This window comes from Streptomyces sp. NPDC002754, assembly GCF_053592315.1.
In genome coordinates this window covers 1-17,202 of record NZ_JBSFVM010000053.1, presented here as the reverse complement: position 1 = coordinate 17,202, position 17,202 = coordinate 1, and the positions used below count along the sequence as shown (strand labels likewise).

General features: G+C 72.4%; 14 protein-coding genes and 1 tRNA gene. 4 read left to right on the top strand and 11 right to left on the bottom strand.

The features are described 5' to 3' along the window. Positions 1-35: 35 nt before the first annotated feature. From ACWD2L_RS39620 to ACWD2L_RS39610, 3 genes are read right to left on the bottom strand one after another with little or no spacing between them, the layout of a single operon-like run. Positions 36-944, bottom strand: coding sequence for a bifunctional helix-turn-helix transcriptional regulator/GNAT family N-acetyltransferase (locus ACWD2L_RS39620; RefSeq protein WP_351343467.1), 909 nt, complete (start codon positions 942-944; stop codon positions 36-38). Positions 945-982: 38 nt separating this feature from the next. Next, positions 983-1,459, bottom strand: a complete 477-nt coding sequence (locus tag ACWD2L_RS39615; protein ID WP_351343465.1) for a GNAT family N-acetyltransferase — start codon at positions 1,457-1,459, stop codon at positions 983-985. A gap of 43 nt (positions 1,460-1,502) precedes the next feature. Beyond that, entirely contained in the window at positions 1,503-2,405 is a 903-nt protein-coding gene (locus ACWD2L_RS39610; protein WP_451193653.1) for an aminoglycoside phosphotransferase family protein, read from the bottom strand. 515 nt (positions 2,406-2,920) lie between these two features. On the opposite strand from ACWD2L_RS39610, the gene ACWD2L_RS39605 reads away from it, so the two are divergent. Then, positions 2,921-4,354, top strand: a complete 1,434-nt coding sequence (locus ACWD2L_RS39605) for an NAD(P)/FAD-dependent oxidoreductase (RefSeq protein ID WP_351343461.1) — start codon at positions 2,921-2,923, stop codon at positions 4,352-4,354. 56 nt (positions 4,355-4,410) lie between these two features. On the opposite strand, the gene ACWD2L_RS39600 is transcribed toward ACWD2L_RS39605, so the two are convergent. Continuing rightward, positions 4,411-4,484: transfer RNA gene (locus ACWD2L_RS39600), tRNA-Thr, on the bottom strand. A 225-nt stretch (positions 4,485-4,709) separates the two neighbouring features. Here ACWD2L_RS39600 and ACWD2L_RS39595 point away from each other — a divergent pair. From ACWD2L_RS39595 to ACWD2L_RS39585, 3 genes are all read left to right on the top strand, one after another. Beyond that, complete coding sequence (locus ACWD2L_RS39595; protein WP_351343459.1) at positions 4,710-5,846, top strand: ABC transporter ATP-binding protein; 1,137 nt, start codon at positions 4,710-4,712, stop codon at positions 5,844-5,846. Positions 5,847-6,082: 236 nt separating this feature from the next. Beyond that, on the top strand, positions 6,083-6,541 hold the full coding sequence (locus tag ACWD2L_RS39590) for a hypothetical protein (RefSeq protein ID WP_351343457.1): 459 nt from the start codon (positions 6,083-6,085) through the stop codon (positions 6,539-6,541). A 98-nt stretch (positions 6,542-6,639) separates the two neighbouring features. After that, positions 6,640-7,395: a nucleotidyltransferase family protein gene (locus tag ACWD2L_RS39585; RefSeq protein WP_351343455.1), complete on the top strand. Its 756-nt coding sequence runs from the start codon at positions 6,640-6,642 to the stop codon at positions 7,393-7,395. Positions 7,396-7,480: 85 nt separating this feature from the next. On the opposite strand, the gene ACWD2L_RS39580 is transcribed toward ACWD2L_RS39585, so the two are convergent. The 7 genes from ACWD2L_RS39580 to ACWD2L_RS39550 all read right to left on the bottom strand — a co-directional run bounded on the left by ACWD2L_RS39580 (position 7,481) and on the right by ACWD2L_RS39550 (position 17,026). Beyond that, the gene (locus ACWD2L_RS39580; RefSeq protein ID WP_351343479.1) at positions 7,481-9,109 is read right to left on the bottom strand and encodes a DoxX family protein; all 1,629 of its coding nucleotides are present in this window, start codon (positions 9,107-9,109) and stop codon (positions 7,481-7,483) included. 111 nt (positions 9,110-9,220) lie between these two features. Then, positions 9,221-10,174, bottom strand: coding sequence for a 23S rRNA (guanosine(2251)-2'-O)-methyltransferase RlmB (gene rlmB, locus ACWD2L_RS39575; RefSeq protein WP_351343453.1), 954 nt, complete (start codon positions 10,172-10,174; stop codon positions 9,221-9,223). Positions 10,175-10,286: 112 nt separating this feature from the next. Next, positions 10,287-11,684, bottom strand: a complete 1,398-nt coding sequence (gene cysS, locus ACWD2L_RS39570) for a cysteine--tRNA ligase (protein WP_351343451.1) — start codon at positions 11,682-11,684, stop codon at positions 10,287-10,289. A 170-nt stretch (positions 11,685-11,854) separates the two neighbouring features. Then, positions 11,855-13,024 (bottom strand): MDR family MFS transporter, encoded by a 1,170-nt coding sequence (locus tag ACWD2L_RS39565; protein ID WP_351343477.1) that lies wholly within the window; start codon positions 13,022-13,024, stop codon positions 11,855-11,857. A 209-nt stretch (positions 13,025-13,233) separates the two neighbouring features. After that, positions 13,234-14,961, bottom strand: coding sequence for an ABC transporter permease subunit (locus ACWD2L_RS39560; protein ID WP_451193638.1), 1,728 nt, complete (start codon positions 14,959-14,961; stop codon positions 13,234-13,236). Further along, positions 14,961-16,424, bottom strand: coding sequence for an ABC transporter substrate-binding protein (locus ACWD2L_RS39555; RefSeq protein WP_351340844.1), 1,464 nt, complete (start codon positions 16,422-16,424; stop codon positions 14,961-14,963). The genes ACWD2L_RS39560 and ACWD2L_RS39555 overlap by 1 nt, the downstream gene beginning before the upstream one ends. Continuing rightward, positions 16,424-17,026 (bottom strand): GNAT family N-acetyltransferase, encoded by a 603-nt coding sequence (locus ACWD2L_RS39550; RefSeq protein WP_451193635.1) that lies wholly within the window; start codon positions 17,024-17,026, stop codon positions 16,424-16,426. Before ACWD2L_RS39550 ends, ACWD2L_RS39555 begins: the two co-directional genes overlap by 1 nt. Positions 17,027-17,202: the final 176 nt, after the last annotated feature.

Genomic DNA, 17,202 nt, shown 5'->3' with positions numbered 1-17,202 from the left:
CGGAGCAGAGCCGAGCCCCGCAACGTCACCCCGGTTCAGCTCAACCGCTTCTCGAACCAGTGATGCGCGTACGGCTCGTCGTTGAAGGCCTCGACCTCCTCGAACCCGAACGCCCGGTACAGCCCGATCGCCTCGCTGAGCGCCTTGTTGGTGTCCAGGCGCAGCACCACCGCACCGTGCCCCACGGCCCGCGCCTCCATCTCCGCCAGGAAACGGCGCGCAAGCCCGAGACCCCTCACCCGCGGCGCCACCCACATCCGCTTCACCTCGGCCGCACCACCCGGCGGAAGCTTCAGGCCGACGCAGCCGACCGGCTCCCCGTGCAGCCGCGCCACGACGAACCGGCCGTGCGGCGCCCGGAGTTCACCGGCGTCGGGGAGGAGGCTGTGCGCCGGGTCGAAGCCCGTGTCGAACCGCTCCTGGAGCTCGGCGAAGTAGCCGCGCAGGCACAGCTCCGCGTCGGGATGGTCCGGCGCGACCTCGTCCAGCGTGACCGTGCCGGCCGTGAGCAGCCGGTCCACCTCGGCCATGGCGGCGACAAGGCGGCCCCGCTGGGCGGGGCTCAGCGGAGCGAGCAGCGAGCCCGCGGCCTCGTCGCTGCGCCGGTCGAGCACGGCCCACTCGCCGCGCCCCCGCTCCGTGAGCCGCGCGGTACGCACCCGCCGGTCCCGCTCCAGCGGCTCCACCACCACGAGCCCGTCCGCCTCCAGAGCGCGCAGCAGCCGGCTGACGTACCCGGAGTCGAGCCCTAGCCGCTCCCGCAACTTCCGTACATCGAGCGGCGCTTCGGCCTCCCCGATCTCCCAGAGCAGCCGGGCCTGCCCGTAGGGCCGCTCGGTGCCGTGGAACCGCTCCTGGAGCACGCCGACGCGCTCACTGACGACGCGGTTGAACCGCCGCACCCGCGCGACGTCGCCGACGCCGCCGTCCCCATCCTCACGCATTCTCTGACCCTAGTCAGAGAATGCATCCTCGCGCCACCCTACGCGGCACCCACCGCCTTCAGCGCCTCGTCCGTCAGCCGGTACACCGTCCACTCGTCCTGCGGCCGCGCGCCCATCGCCTCGTAGAACTCGATGGACGGGGTGTTCCAGTTCAGCACCGACCACTCCAGCCGCTCGTACCCCCGCTCCACGCAGAGCCGCGCCAGCTCCGTGAGCAGCGCCCTGCCGTGGCCGCCACCGCGCGCGGAGGGACGTACGTACAGGTCCTCCAGGTAGATGCCGTGCACACCACGCCACGTCGAGAAGTTCAGGAACCACAACGCGAAACCGACCGGCTCCCCACTTTCCGCGTCCTCGGCGATGTGCGCGTACGCCGCCGGGCGCTCGCCGAACAGCGCCTCGCGCAACTGCTCCTCGCTCGCCCGCGCCTCGTGCAGCGCCTTCTCGTAGTCGGCGAGCTCGCGGACCATGGTGTGGATGACGGGGACGTCGGCAGGGGTGGCGGTACGAATCATGGCGGCAGACTAATCCGCGCCACTGACACCCGGCCGCCCGGGACTAACTCCCAGGGTGCGCGCGCAGCCGCCGCGCGATGTCCAGGTCCACCGCACCGAGTTCCCGCCCGTCCTCGATGTCCCACAGCGCGTTCTGGAGAACCCGGCCGAGCGTCCACGCCCGCGCCCGCTCCCGGTCGAGCCCCAGGACCCCGCTCATCGCGTCGAACCGCCACACCAACTCCTGCGGCTCATAACGGTTGTTCAGCGCGGGCCACAGGTCGAAACCCGGGTCACCGGCCAGCGGCTTCGGGTCGATCGCGAGCCACGGTTCGCGATCGGCGGCCAGCACGTTCTCGAAGTGCAGGTCCCAGTGCAGCAGCCGGTCCCCCGGCTCGTCCGCGACCTCCCGCACCGCGGCCGCGCAGTCGGCCAGCAGCGAGCGCTCCGCCGGGTCGGCCACCGGACGCAGCGCCTCCGGGGCGTCCGCGAGCATCCGCGCGGCGATGTCGGAGAGCCGCCGCATGCCCTCAGGGGCGGGCCCCGCCGTCAACCGCGCGAGCAGCTCGGCGATCACCAGGACCGCCTCGCGCGGGTCCGCCACGTCGCTCAACATCCGCTCGGATCCGAGCCGTTCGAGCAGCATCGTGCCCGTCCCGTCGTCGTACGCGAGGAGTCGCACGGCGCCGTCGCCGTCCCACGCCCGCAGCGCGACGGGCTCGCCCTCGGTCTCCTCGTCGAGCACCTGGAACTTGAGGACCGCCTGCCGACCGTCGCGCACCACGGGCACGACGAGCGCGGCCATCCCGTGCATCAGCGGCCCGTCGACCGCCAACTCCCAGCGCTCCAGAAACTCGTCCACGCGCGCGGGCAGCGCCGCGACGAACGCGCGGCCCGCCTCACCCGCGTACGCGTACTGCGACTCAACAAGGCCTGCGGGTACGTCGATCACGCAGCCGACCCTAATTCCCGCCCGGCCGTCGGATCCCGTCAATTTCCGGGAACCCCCGCGTCCTTGAGCACCTCCTCGAAGGCGTCCTCGTCGTACATCACGGCCGAGTCGAACGCGGAGGAGCGCAGCCCGTCGACCGTATCGGCGATCTTCAGCGAAATCTCGCGAGGAACCCCGGGCGTTCACGCTCGGGAGGAATCGCACGCCTTGGCCGACCGGAGGCGTAACGGACGGCATGCTCTTCACACCAGCCTGTGAGCCTGGAAGGCACGAACCAGCTTGCCGGGGACACGGTTCAGATGGCATTGACCGGGCTGGTTCGCGGATACGGCGGGGTGGCACACGGGGAGCTTCCCGGCCTCCATCGAGACACGCAATACGGTGTCGCCGCCCTTATCGAGCCGTAGCCGTCCCCCCCAGCGGGACGACCGCCACCGCAGCGACCCAGGGCCGCCCACAGGCGACATATGCCACGAAACCATCACCTCACCCCTCCCGCATTCCGTCGCGGCCCAGTAACGTCCCGCGCCATGAGCAACGGCATCAGTGGCCCCGGTGGCCCCCGCGACACCACCGGCACGATCAACGGCGGCATATCGTTCTGGTACGCGGACGACGGCATCCCGCTCACCCGCGACCCCCTGTCCGGCGACGCGAGCGCGGACGTCGTCATCGTCGGCGGCGGCTACACGGGCCTGTGGACGGCGTACTACCTGAAGCAGGCCGCCCCGTTCCTGCGGATCACGGTCCTGGAACAGAAGTTCTGCGGCTACGGAGCGTCGGGCCGCAACGGCGGCTGGCTCTACAACGGCATCGCGGGCCGCGACCGCTACGCCAAGCTCCACGGCCACGACGGAGCGGTCCGCCTCCAGCAGGCCATGAACGAGACGGTCACCGAGGTCATCGACGTGGCCCGCGCCGAGTCCATCGACGCGGACATCCACCACGGCGGCGTACTCGAAGTCGCCTACACTCCGGCCCAGTTGGCGCGCCTGAAGTCCTTCCACGAAACAGAACTCACCTACGGTGAGAAGGACCGCACCCTGCACGGCGCCCGCGAGACCGCCGACCGCATCCGCGTCGCCGGCGCCGTCGGCTCGACCTGGACCCCGCACGGCGCCCGCCTGCACCCGGTGAAACTCCTCAAGGGCCTGGCAGCGGCAGTGGAGTCCCTCGGCGTCACGATCCACGAATCAACGCCCGTCACGGAGATCAAGCCCAAGCACGCGATCACCCCGTACGGAACCGTCCGCGCCCCCTACATCCTGCGCTGCACCGAGGGCTTCACCGCCTCCCTCAAGGGCCAGCGCCGCACCTGGCTCCCCATGAACTCCTCCATGATCGCCACGGCGCCGCTGACCCCCGCCCAGTGGGAGTCCATCGGCTGGGAGGGCCGCGAAACCCTCGGCGACATGGCCCACGCCTACATGTACGCCCAGCGCACGGCGGACGACCGGATCGCGCTCGGCGGCCGCGGCGTCCCCTACCGCTACGCCTCCCGCACGGACAACGACGGCCGCACCCAGCCCAAGACCATCGAGGCGCTGTACGAGATCCTGACCCGCTTCTTCCCCCAGCTCGCCGGCATCCAGGTCGACCACGCCTGGTCCGGCGTCCTCGGCGTCCCCCGCGACTGGTGCGCCACCGTCACCCTGGACCGCTCGACGGGCCTCGGCTGGGCGGGCGGCTACGTCGGCTCGGGCGTCGCCACGACGAACCTGGCCGCCCGCACCCTCCGCGACCTCGTCCAACAGGACTCCGGCCAGTCGGGCCCCACCGACCTCACCACCCTCCCCTGGGCCAACCACAAGGTCCGCAAGTGGGAACCGGAACCCCTCCGCTGGCTCGGCGTCCACGGCATGTACGCCACGTACTACGCAGCCGACCGCCGCGAACTCACCACCCACACCCCGGACTCCTCCCGCCTGGCGACGTGGGCGGACCGGGTGGCGGGGCGACACTGACCGAGCAGCCACGCAACAAAAAGCCCAGGTCACACGCGGTGACCTGGGCCTTGCCGAGCCCCCTGTCGGATTCGAACCGACGACCTACGCATTACAAGTGCGTTGCTCTGGCCATCTGAGCTAAGGAGGCAGCCCGAGCAGTGTAACCAACCCCGGGCGTGCACCCATCGAAAATTTCCTCGAAGGTCACCTGCTCCCGGGTACTGACAAACACACTGCCCGCCGCTTAAGGTCCGAGCAGTTCACTCGCGTGGACTACACCAGTGCTTCACCGCCGTGGCACCGCCATGGCGGTTCACCTTCTTTACAACGGATCGTCCGGCACGTTCCTGCCGGTGAAGGGGGCTTCACAGCCATGGCTTCTGTCACGTTCGACAAGGCGACCCGTGTGTATCCCGGGTCCACCAAGCCCGCGGTCGACGGCCTGGAGATCGAGGTCGAGGACGGCGAGTTCCTCGTCCTCGTCGGCCCGTCCGGCTGCGGCAAGTCGACCTCCCTGCGGATGCTCGCGGGTCTCGAGGACGTCAACGGCGGTGCGATCCGCATCGGTGACCGCGACGTCACGCACCTGCCGCCGAAGGACCGGGACATCGCCATGGTGTTCCAGAACTACGCGCTGTACCCGCACATGTCCGTCGCCGACAACATGGGATTCGCGCTCAAGATCGCCGGCGTGAACAAGGCGGAGATCCGCACGAAGGTCGAGGAAGCCGCGAAGATCCTCGACCTCACCGAGTACCTGGACCGCAAGCCGAAGGCGCTCTCCGGTGGTCAGCGCCAGCGTGTGGCGATGGGCCGCGCGATCGTGCGTGAGCCGCAGGTGTTCCTCATGGACGAGCCGCTGTCGAACCTCGACGCCAAGCTCCGTGTCAGCACCCGTACGCAGATCGCCTCGCTCCAGCGCCGGCTCGGCATCACCACCGTCTACGTCACCCACGACCAGGTCGAGGCCATGACGATGGGCGACCGTGTGGCGGTCCTCAAGGACGGTCTGCTGCAGCAGGTCGACTCCCCGCGCAACATGTACGACCGCCCGAAGAACCTCTTCGTCGCCGGCTTCATCGGCTCCCCGGCCATGAACCTGGTCGAGGTCCCGATCACCGACGGCGGCGTGAAGTTCGGCAACTCGGTCGTCCCGGTCAGCCGCGAGGCGCTGAAGGCCGCATCCGACAAGGGCGACCGCACGGTCCACGTCGGCGTCCGCCCGGAGCACTTCGACATCGTCGAGACGAACGGCGAGGCCGCGAAGTCCCTCGCCAAGGACGTCTCGGACGCCCCGGCCGGCCTCGCGGTCTCCGTGAACGTGGTGGAGGAGCTCGGCGCCGACGGCTACGTCTACGGCGCCGCCGAGGTCAACGGCGAGCACAAGGACCTGGTCGTCCGTGTGAACGGCCGCCAGGTGCCGGAGAAGGGCTCCACGCTGCACGTCGTGCCGCGCGCCGGCGAGACCCACGTGTTCTCTGCCTCCACGGGCGAGCGCCTCTCCGACTGACGGCCGCACAGGCCGCGCACGCCGCACGCGCCGCACGCGCCGCACAACCGACCGCGAGGGCCCCGCACTTCGGTGCGGGGCCCTCGCGCGTCCACGCGTCATTGTCGACAAATACCCCGACAACCCGGGCATTTGGCCCAGCAACGTCAACACGTATGCAACAAAACCTCTTTGCTCGTCCCTCATCAGAGTGACCAAATGTCGCCAAATCATCACCGAGCGCTACGCTCACTCGCGTGACGCACTCTGCCAACTACACCCAGAAGTCGCGCCGAGCTCGGGGCCGGGGCCCCGCCCGCCGCGCCGCCCGTACCCTCGCCTTCGTCCTGCCGGTGATGCTGGTGCTCTCCGGGACGCTCGCGGTCACCCGGGTCGACTGGTCCGGGAACTCCTCGGACTCGGTCCTCACGGCCTCATCACAGGACGTCTCCAAGCGCGCCAAGCCGCGCGCCCCCCAGGACGTACTGCGTGACCGCCTCCTCCTCGAACTCCAGGAGGAGAACCCCGGCGTTGCACTGACTCACCTCCAGCAGGAGATCGACCGCCGCCCGTCGCTCGCCCGGCACTGCATGGCGATCGCCAGGGCTCTCGGCCGGGCTGCCGTGGAGACCTACGGTCCGGCGCGCGCGCAGGCCTTCTCCCGACCTGTCTGTGACACCTCGTTCGCCTCGGGTGTGGCCGGCTTCCGGGCCTGAGCACCGGACCGGCCCCGAGCCGTGAACCGGTCCCGAGCCGCACTCGACCGTCGAGCCGTCGGCATCCCCGCGGGTCGTGCGCACGTACAGTTCCGGTCATGACGACCGCTGAACCGTCCGCGCACGGCCCGCATCCGTACCCCCACCGCCCCACCCAGGCCGTGGTCCTGGCGGGCGGCCAGGGCTCGCGGCTGCGCCCGTACACCGACGACCGGCCCAAGCCGATGGTGGAGATCCCCGGCACGGGCACACCGATCATCGGCCATCAGCTGACCTGGCTCGCCGAGGAGGGCGTCACGGACGCCGTCATCTCCTGCGGCCACCTCGCCGAGGTGCTCCAGGAGTGGCTCGACCAGGCGGAGTTGCCGCTGCGGGTCACCACGGTCGTCGAGAAGGAGCCGCTCGGCCGCGGCGGCGGCCTGAAGTTCGCGGCCTCCCACCTGCCTCACCAGGAACAGCCCTGGTACGCCACGAACGGCGACATCTGGACGCGGTTCTCGCTGCGCGAGATGGCCGACTTCCACCACGAGCGGGAGGCCACCGCGACCCTCGCCCTCGCCCGCCCGCGGATCCCGTGGGGCGCCGTGGAGACGGACGCGTTCGGCCACATCACGGACTTCATCGAGGCGCCGCCGTCCCCGTATCTGATCAACGCGGGCGTGTACGTCTTCTCCGCCGGGTTCGCCTCGCTGCTGCCGGACCTCGGGGACCACGAGCGCGCCACGTTCCCGCGCCTTGCCCGCGCCAAGCGGCTGGCCGGCTTCCAGCTCCCGCAGGGCGCGTACTGGCGAGCGATCGACACGGCGAAGGACCTCACGGAAGCCGCGAAGGAGCTCGCCGCCCAGGGCCGTTGAGCCCGCTTCTCGTCGTACGTACGTCGATGGGGCCCCGCACGTGAATCGTGCGGGGCCCCATCGACGTACGGGGAGGAAGCGGGCGTCAGTGGCCCAGCAGTCCGCCCACCAGGCCGGGCTTCTGGCTGTCCTGGCCGCCGGACGAGGTGCCGCCCGAGCTCGGCGAGCCGCCGGTGCTCGCAGGCGGCTGCTGTTGCTGCGGCGCCGACTCCTGGGGCGGGGCCTGGCCCGCGGTGGTGCCCTGGGTCGGCGTCGTCGGGGTGCCGCTCGTGGCGCCCGTGCCCGTACTCGTGCCCGCGGTCGCGCCGGCGGAGCTGGGGGTACCGGACGGGCGCGATGTGGCGCCCCGCGTCGGCGCGTTGGAGGACGAGGCCGACGGGCTCTTGCTGTGCTGGCGCTGCGGGGCGCTGCTGCCGGGCTCGGAGGGGAGCGGGGAGCCGGGCACCTCGTTGCGGGGCGCGTCGCCGGGGCCCGGGGCGGTGACCCGGTCGGCGTCGCGGACGGCGCCGCCGAGGACCGAGCCGATGAGCAGCGTGCCGCCGATGACGAGGGTCGCGACGACGGTGCCGCGGCGCAGGACGTAGCCGCGCAGGTCCCACAGCGCGGCGCGCGGTCCGAGCCGCCGCCAGGCGCCGCCCGCGAGCCGTCCGTCGATGGAGTAGACGGGGGCACCGGCGATGATCAGCGGGGACCAGGCGGCGAGGTAGATGATGTCGGGCGCGTCGTAGGCGGGGAGGGTCTTCCAGCTGACGGTGACGAGCAGCGCCGCGGAGAGCAGCGCGCCGACACTGGCGGCGATCCGCTGCCACAGACCGAGGACCGTGAGGACGCCGACGATGACCTGGAGGAAGGCGATCACGAGGCCCGCGCCGACGGGGTGCTGGAGCGCCCAGTCGCGGAGCGGTTCGGCGAGGGCCCAGGGGTGCAGCGAGTGCAGCCACTTGACCATCGAGCCGCGCTCCCCGCCGTCGAAGTAGACGGGGTCGCAGAGCTTGCCCATGCCGGCGTAGATGGAGATGAAGCCGAGGAAGACGCGCAGCGGGAGCAGCACGACGCCGAGGTTCATCCGGCGGCCGGGGTAGTAGGCGTGCCGGACGGGCCCGTAGCGGCGGGCGGCGGTGGTCTCGCCGTCGGCGCCGCCGTCCCTGCCGCCGTCCGGCGAACCGATCTGTACGTCGAACCCGTCGTCCCCGTACGGGATTTGGTCGAGCTCGCCGGACTCCTCGAAGGCGCTGCCGGAGTGGCGCATGCGCGGCAGGATCCGCGTGGCCTGGTCCGTCTCGCCCGTGGGTGAATCGCGGTAGAGGCCGAGGTCGTCGGCGAAGTCGCGCTCGTCGACGCGCGGGATGACCTGGGTGGCGGTGCCTTCGTCCGGTTCGCCGGAGCGGCGCGCGCCCTGCAGGAGCCCGCTGGTGTCGAGGCCTCCGCCGGCTCTGACGACGGGGCGGCGCCTGGCGCCGGGCGTCCCTGCCGCGGTGATGACGGGGATGCGGGCGGTCGCCGCGTCGGCTCCGGCCACGCCCGTGGCGCTCAAGTGCCGTGAGATGCGCGGGAGTTGCGGCTGCTGCGCCGTGGGGAGCCGCACGCGGAAACTCGCGTGGTTGACGATGACCTGCGCCGGATCGCACGGAACCTTCACCATGCTCAGCGCTGGACCTTCGTCGAATCCCGACGTGCGGTCACCCGAGGGTGTGCGGGGCGTTCTGGTGTCCACACTCATCTAACCGAGTGATGAGTGTTTAGGACACTGCCTCAGCGCCACCGAAATGTCCGGGCCCCGTCAAAGATCCCGTCAGGGATCGTGGGGCCCGGACAGGGGGCGCGGTCAGCCGCGGCGGCGGGCCGCCTCGTACAGCACGATGCCCGCGGCGACACCGGCGTTCAGCGACTCGGCGCCGCCCGGCATCGGGATGCGGACGCGGTAGTCGCAGGTCTCGCCGACCAGGCGGGACAGGCCCTTGCCCTCGCTGCCGACGACGATGACGACGGGGCCGCCGAGGGCCTTCAGGTCACCCACGGTGTGCTCTCCGTCGGCGGCGAGGCCGACCACGGCGATGCCCGCCTTCTTGTACTGCTCCAGGGTGCGGGTCAGGTTCGTGGCGCGCGCGACCGGCGTGCGCGCCGCGGTCCCGGCGGACGTCTTCCACGCACCCGCCGTCATCCCGGCCGCGCGCCGCTCGGGCACGACGACGCCGTGGCCGCCGAAGGCGGAGACGGAACGGACGACGGCGCCGAGGTTGCGCGGGTCGGTGACGCCGTCGAGCGCGACGATCAGCGGGTCGACGCCCGCGTCGTACGCGGCGCCGGCGAGGTCCTCGGGGAACGCGTACTCGTACGGCGGGACCTGGAGGACGAGGCCCTGGTGGTTGAGCCCGTTGGTCATGCGGTCGAGCTCGGGGCGCGGGGCCTCCATGAGGTGGATCCCGCCGCGCTCACCGGCGACCTGGAGGGCCTCGCGCACCCGCTCGTCGTTGTCGATGAACTGCTGCACGTACAGCGTCGTGGCGGGCACGCCGCCGCGCAGCGCCTCGACGACCGGGTTGCGGCCGACGACCATCTCGGACGCGGACTTGCCGCGCGGACCGCCGGTGCGGTTCGTGGGGCGGCCTGACTGGGCACGCTTGGCCTTGATCTTCGCGGCGTTCTGCTTGGCGTGACCCTTGCGCATCTCGGCGGGCGGCGTGGGGCCCTTGCCCTCGAGGCCGCGGCGCCGATTGCCACCGCTGCCTACCTGCGCGCCCTTCTTGCCGGACATGCGGCGGTTGCTGTTGGCGGCCATGACCTACCTGTCTCTTACGGAGTCTGTGGGTTCTGCGGGTTATATGGGTGCGTACGTCTATGAAGTGTGCCGCCCGAAGCGCCGGGCAGCACATTCGGCTGCTCGGCGGTGGTCAGCCGAGCGTCCAGCGCGGCCCCGAAGGGCTGTCCTCGATGGTGAGACCGGACTGCTTGAGCCGGTCGCGGATGGCGTCGGCGGTGGCCCAGTCCTTGCGGGCACGGGCCGCCTCGCGCTGCTCGAGCAGGAGCCGAACGAGGTGGTCGACGACGCCGTGCAGCTCGCCGCCCGAGCCGGTGTCCGAGCCCGCCCACTGCTCGTCGAGCGGGTCGAGGCCGAGGACGCCGAGCATGGCGCGCACCTCGGCGAGGCGGGCGACGGCGGCTTCCTTGTCGTCGGCGGCGAGGGCGGAGTTCCCCTGCCGCACCGCGGTGTGCACGATGGCGAGGGCCTGCGGAACGCCCAGGTCGTCGTCCATGGCGTCGGCGAACGCGGGGGGTACCTCGGCGGCGGGCGCGACCGTGCCGCCCGCCAGCTCGGTCACCCGCTGCACGAAGCCCTCGATCCGGGCGAACGCCGACTCGGCCTCGCGCAGCGCGTCCTCGCTGTACTCGATGGTGGAGCGGTAGTGCGGGGTGCCGAGGTAGTACCGGAGCACGATGGGGCGCCAGTGCTTGACCATCTCGCTGACGAGGACCGAGTTCCCCAGCGACTTCGACATCTTCTCGCCGGACATGGTGACCCACGAGTTGTGCGCCCAGTACGTCGCGAAGTCGTCGCCGAAGGCCTTGGCCTGCGCGATCTCGTTCTCGTGGTGCGGGAAGATCAGGTCGATCCCGCCACCGTGAATGTCGAACGCGGACCCCAGGTACTTGTGGGCCATGGCGGAGCACTCCAGGTGCCAGCCGGGACGGCCCCGGCCCCACGGCGTCTCCCAGCTGGGCTCGCCGGGCTTGGCGGCCTTCCACATGGCGAAGTCGCGCGAGTCCCGCTTGCCGGTCTCGCCCTCGCTCTCGGGCTGGAGCAGGTTGTCCAGCTCCTGGTTCGACAGCTGCAGGTAGCCGGGGAAGGAGCGGACGTCGAAGTACACGTTCCCGTCGGACTCGTACGCGTGCCCGCGCTCGATGAGGCCGCGCATCATCTCGACCATCTCGGTCACGTGCCCGGTGGCACGCGGCTCATAGGTCGGGGGCAGGCAACCGAGCGCGGTGTACGCGTCGTTGAACGCCCGCTCGTTCTCGTACCCGATCGACCACCAGGGCCGGTGCTGCTCCCCGGCCTTCTTGATGATCTTGTCGTCGATGTCCGTCACATTGCGCACGAACGTGACGTCGTAGCCGCGGTACGTGAACCAGCGGCGCATGATGTCGAAATTGAGCCCCGACCGGATGTGCCCGATGTGCGGGGCCGCCTGCACCGTGGCGCCACACAGGTAGATCGAGACACAGCCCGGTGTGAGGGGCTCGAAGTCACGGATCTGCCGGGCGCTGGTGTCGTACAGGCGAATAGTCACCCCTCCAGGGTAGTAGGCCCAGACCCGTGCCATGGCCTCCGGCGGCCTTCGAGCCCCTGCTGCGATCGAGCAGGCATCTCCAGCCCCGCACTTGTGACGAGAGCCCGCGGGGTCCGGGGCGGAGCCCCGAGACCGCACCCCGCTCGTCAGACAGCTGGGCTGACATGGCCTCACTCCGTTCGCACGGGTGTCACGAAGCGGGCGAGTCCCGCCGCCACCAGCGGTACCGCCGCCAGCGCCGACCACAGGGCGGGCGCGGGAAGGGTGAGCAGCGCGCCCGTTCCGGCGCTCCCGGCCAGCACGGCGAGTCCCGACACGGAGGACAGCGCCCCCGTCGCGAGGCCCAGGTGCCGCTCGTCGACCAGGTCAGGGACGAGCCCGCGGGCCGCCGGGACCAGCAGCATCTGGCCGAGCGTGAGCAGCACGACCAGCGCGCAGGCGGGCAGCAGCGCGTACGGGGTGCGGCTCGGGAGGTACGGGGCCGTGGCCGCGACCGTCGCGAAGCCCGCCGCCACGAGCAGCAGGCCCACGGTCAGCGCGGTCCGCGGCGCGATCCGGGCCGCGGACCAGCGGGTGACGGGCAGCTGGGCGCCGACGACGAGCAGCGAGGACAGCGCGAAGAGGAGGCCCACCGCGTCCTGCGAGCCGGTGGCGCGGGTGAGCTCCACGGGCAGCGCGAGATAGAGCTGGTTGTAGGCGATGAGGTAGCCGCTGTACGCGAGACAGAGCGCGAGGAAGCGGGGGTTCGCGAAGACGGCGCGGCCGCCCTTGACGCGGCACGTGCCGGGGGCGCGCTCGCGGCGCGGCATCAGGCGCGCGTGCCCGGCGAGCACCCCCACGAAGACGAGCGCGCCCGCGAGGCACGCGGCGCGGAACCCGGCGTACAGCAGCGCGGTGCCGAGCAGCGGCCCGAGGAACGCGCCGGCCTGCCCGGCCGCCGAGAAGACGCCGAGCACCTGGGCGCGCGGGACGCCGGTGGCGCGCTCGTGGTGGACGGCCTCGCGGGCCGCCTCCGACTCGACGGCGGGCGAGAACAGCGCGGCGGCGAACCCGACGAGGACGACCGCGGCGATGACGGTGGCCGTGCTGTCCGCGAAGGCGAGCCATACGAATCCGGCGATCCGGAGCAGGCATCCGGCCAGTACGACGGGCCGGGGCCCGAACCGGTCGGTGAGCGCGCCTCCGACCACGAAGAGGCCCTGCTGGCTGAACGTACGCAGGCCGAGGACGAGGCCCACGGCCCAGCCGGCGAGGCCGATGGTGTTGGCGAGGTGGGTGGCGAGGTAGGGGAGGACGGCGTAGAAGCCGAGGTTGAAGGCGAGCTGGGTACCGGCGAGCATCCGTAGGTACCCCGGCAGCCCCCGCAGCACCGTGGTTGCGCCCCCGGGGCTCCGCCCCGGCCCCCGCACCTCAATCGCCGGCGGGGCTTGATAGATCAAGCCCCGCCGGCGATTGAGGCGATCTTTCAAGCCCCTGCGGCGATCGAGCAGGCCTTCCAAGCCCCTGCGGCGATTGAGCAGCGGGGTCCGGGGCGGAGCCCCGTGGCCGGTCAACGTTTCCGCCCAAGGGCACCGGCGGAGGCCAGGACCACCATCGCGCCCACGCCGGCCAGGCCCACCGCGGGGGCGAGGACCGACCACGGCGCCCGTTCCGCGTACGGAAGGTTCTCCATCAGCAGCCGCCCCCACTCCGGCGTGGGCGGCTGCGTACCGAGCCCGAGGAAACCGAGGGACGCGAGCGCCAGGGTCGTCGGAGCGAGCCGCAGCAGCGCATGCCGCCCCACCGTGGGAACGACCGCGCTCAACACGTGCCACCGCAACACCTGCCACCGCCCCGCGCCGGAGGCCACCGCCGCCTCGACGTACCCGGCCCCCCGCTCCGCCTCCGCGACGGCCGCCGTGTGCGCGGCGAGCGGCGCCCAGCCGACCGCGGCGACTGCGACCGCCGCCCCCTCGACCCCCGCCCCGAAAAGCCCGGTGACAAGGAGGCCCGCCAGGATCGCCGGCATGGCGTTGGCGACCTCCGTGAGCCCCGCGGTCCACCGCATCAGGCCCAGGCCGACGCCCACCACGAAGCACACGGCGCAGACGGCCGCCGCGACGGCGAGCGTGCGCAGCGCCCCGTGGCCGAGCCGGGCGAGGACGTCACGGCCGAGCGCGTCCGTGCCGAAGGGGTGGGCGCCGGAGGGCCCGGACAGCCGGGCGGCCAGGTCGACCTGGAGCGGGTCGCGGGTCAGGCCCCACACGATGACGACGAGCAGCGCGGCGGCCAGCGCCCCGGCGGCGTACAGCCGCCCGCGCCCGACCCCCGGCACCATCGCGAGCCCCGGGAGCGCACCCGCTTCGAGCGCGGGCCCGAGCAGTCGGCGCCGCCCGAGGCCGACGAGCACCGCCGCCACCACACCCAGCGCGAGCAGCACCACCAGGCAGCCCTGGAGGAGCGGCAGGTCGAGGTCGAGCGCGGCCGCGACGGCCGTGCCGCCGAGCCCCGGAATCGCGAAGACCGCCTCCACCGCGGCCGCGGCCCCGGTGAGCCCGACCACCGTGAGCCCCGCCTGCGGCAGCACCGCGGGCAGCGCGCGCCGCGCCACGTGCCGGGCGATCCGCGAGCGCGGCAGACCGTTCGCCCGCGCCGTACGCACCCACGGTTCGGCGAACGCGGCGGGCAGCGCGTCCTGGCCGAGCCGCCCGAGCACGGCCCCCGCCGGGATGCCGAGGGCGAGCGCGGGCAGCACGGCGGAGGCGGGCGAGGCCCAGCCCTGCGCCGGGAACCAGCCGAGGTGCACGGCGAACAGCGTCGCGAGGACGGAGGCGAGAAGGAACTCGGGGAGCGCGGCGAGGACCCCCGCGCCCACCTCGTGCGCCGGTTCGGGCCGCGCGCGCCGGAGCGTCGGCACGCAGAGCGCCACCGCGAGCACGACCGCGACCACCATCGCGTACGCCATGAGGGACACGGACACCCAGAACGCGGAGCCCACGTCGGAGGCGACATCGGCGCCGGTCACCCACGACGTGCCGAGGTCCCCGTGCGCGAGCCCCCGCACCCACTGCCCGAGAAACGTGAACGGGCCCTGGTCCAGGCCGAGCTGACCGCGCACCTCGGCGAGTTGCTTCGGCGTCGTCGGCGCGTCGCCGTAGCGCGCGTGCAGCACGGTGAGCGCGGGGTCGGTACGGGTCAGCCAGGGAAGCAGCGCGGTGAGCACGAGCAGCCCGGCGGCGGCGCCGACCCGGCCCACCGCCACGGAGAGGTTCATCCGGTTGTTGCGGGCACGAGGCATCAGGCGCTCGTCTCCAAGCCGACGAACTGTCGTTCATAGGGGTCGAGGACGACCCCGCGCACCCCGGCCCCGACGCCCTGAAGATGCTGTTCGTGGACGATCGGCACGGCCGCGTCGGTGCCGAGGATCGCGGCCTCGGCGCGCAGCATGGCCCGGTGCCGCGCCGCGCCTTCGAGCCCGGCGGCCTCGCGCACGACGGCGTCCACACCGCGGTCGCTCAGCTGGGAGATGTTGAAGCTGCCCCCGCTGGTGAAGTCGGAGGCGAAGTACGAGACCGGGTCGCCGGTGTCGAGCGCGGTGGACCGGGACATCAGGAACGCGTCGTACTCCCCGTCCAGGGCGCCCGATTCGAGGCGCGCGTAGTCCTTCACGACGAGCCGCACCGCGAACCCGGCGCGCCGCAGCTGCTGCTGGAGCGCAGCGGCGACCTCGGGCAGCTCGGCCCGGTTGGTGTACGTGGCGAGGGTGAGCGCCTGCCCGCGCGGCTTCGCCGCCTCCGCGCGGCCCGTGACGGGGAGCTGCTTCCCGTCGGCCCAGGCGAAACCGGGGCCCAGCAGGCCCGTGCCCCGCGTGGCGTACCCCTCGTACACGCTGCGCGCGAGCGCGGAGGTGTTGACGGACTCCCGCACGGCGGCCCGCAGCCCGGCGTCCGCGAGCGGACCGGTCCGCGTGTTCAGGTACAGGGTCGTGGTGCGCACGGTGGCGACCTCCCGTGCGCGGTCGCCGAGGACGAGCGCCTGCGCGGCGGGCACGAACTCGGCGATCTCGATCTGGCCCGAACGCAGCGCGTTGGCACGGGCGTTGTTGTCGGCGACGAAGGTCACGTCGAGGCCGCGCGCCGCCGCCTTGCCGCGCCAGTGCCCGTCGAAGCGGTCGAGCGTCGCGGACACCGCCCCGCTCACCTCGGTCAGCGCGAACGGCCCGGTGGCGGTCCCGACGGGATCGACGCGCTCCCCCTTCCCGTAGGCGGCCGGGGAGAAGATCGCGAGCGACGGGTTCGCGAGCCGTGCGGGCAGCAGCGGGTCGGCGGTGCCGGTCGTGATCCGCACGGTCCGCTCCCCCGCGGCGCGCGCGGTGAGCCGCATGTCGCTGAGCACGCGCGGCTGCGTCTTGGCCTTCCCCGCCCGCGTGAGCGCCCCTTCAACTGCCTCGGCGGTGACCCGCCCGCCGTCCTGGAACCGGGCGTCGCGCAGCGTGAACTCCCAGGTGGTGGCGGACGTACGGGTCCACTTCTCGGCGAGCGCGGGGTGCACGACACCGGAGGTGTCCATGCGGGTGAGCCCGTCGACGACGGCGAGCCGGCTGAGCAGCAGCCCGTCGTCGCTGTACGGGGAGAGGCCCTGGGTGGGCGCGAAGGCGAGGTCGACGGCGATCCGGCCGCGCCGCGCGGTCCCGGTGAACGAACCACAGGCGGACGTCAGCCCGATCCCGGCCGCCGCCAGCAGAAAGCCGCGGCGCCGCATCAGCCGACGGGCGCGTACGCGGGAACCGGCGCGGTCAGCGGCAGCTCGAAGTGCACGATGCCCTGGCCACCGCCCGCCAACTCCCGCTCGTCGCACACCTCTTGGGCGATCGACCGCCAGAAGGGCTCGGCGCCCGGCACGGCGGGATCGGTGTGCAGGTACAGCGCCTCGTACCCCCCGACCCCGGCCGCAAAGTCGGTCAGCTCCCGCACGAGCTCCCGCGCGAGTCCGTTCCTACGGTGCTCGGGGCGTACGTAGATCCGGCACAGCTGGGCGGTGGACCCGGAGGGGAAACGGTCGGCGACCCACTGCGGGTTGGGCGGGGCGGCGGGCCCTCGGTCACGGACGGCGCCGGTCGCGACGATCTCACCGCTCTCCCGGTGCTCGGCGACGAGCAGCACGCACCGCTCGGGGCGCAGGTAGTGGGCGACCGGGTCGATGATGTCGGCGTGCCAGCGGGGCACGTACCCGGAGCGCAGGTCGCGGTACACGGTGTCCAGCATGACGGCCCGGGCCTCGTCCACGTCGCCGTCCCCGGCCACGCGAATCACATATCCACCCATCGCCGCCTCAGCCCGACCGAACTCCCCTTGCCCACCCATGCTAACTGCAACAGATGAGCAATAAGCACCCGGTGCCCCTCCACCGAACCGTCGTCACGGCCACGGGGCTCCGCGCCTCTATCGTCGGCGGGGCTTGATATCCTTGGGGCGCAGGTAGAAGAACTCGACCTCGTTGTCCGGGTCGACCGTGACGAGTTCCTTGGACTCCTTGCGCT

Coding starts and splice junctions, on each gene's coding strand:
- ACWD2L_RS39620 (WP_351343467.1), bottom strand. CDS start 944: ATGCGTGAGGATGGGGACGGCGGCGTCGGCGACGTCGCGCGGGTGCGG.
- ACWD2L_RS39615 (WP_351343465.1), bottom strand. CDS start 1,459: ATGATTCGTACCGCCACCCCTGCCGACGTCCCCGTCATCCACACCATG.
- ACWD2L_RS39605 (WP_351343461.1), top strand. CDS start 2,921: ATGAGCAACGGCATCAGTGGCCCCGGTGGCCCCCGCGACACCACCGGC.
- ACWD2L_RS39595 (WP_351343459.1), top strand. CDS start 4,710: ATGGCTTCTGTCACGTTCGACAAGGCGACCCGTGTGTATCCCGGGTCC.
- ACWD2L_RS39585 (WP_351343455.1), top strand. CDS start 6,640: ATGACGACCGCTGAACCGTCCGCGCACGGCCCGCATCCGTACCCCCAC.
- rlmB (WP_351343453.1), bottom strand. CDS start 10,174: ATGGCCGCCAACAGCAACCGCCGCATGTCCGGCAAGAAGGGCGCGCAG.
- ACWD2L_RS39565 (WP_351343477.1), bottom strand. CDS start 13,024: ATGCTCGCCGGTACCCAGCTCGCCTTCAACCTCGGCTTCTACGCCGTC.
- ACWD2L_RS39560 (WP_451193638.1), bottom strand. CDS start 14,961: ATGCCTCGTGCCCGCAACAACCGGATGAACCTCTCCGTGGCGGTGGGC.
- ACWD2L_RS39555 (WP_351340844.1), bottom strand. CDS start 16,424: ATGCGGCGCCGCGGCTTTCTGCTGGCGGCGGCCGGGATCGGGCTGACG.
- ACWD2L_RS39550 (WP_451193635.1), bottom strand. CDS start 17,026: ATGGGTGGGCAAGGGGAGTTCGGTCGGGCTGAGGCGGCGATGGGTGGA.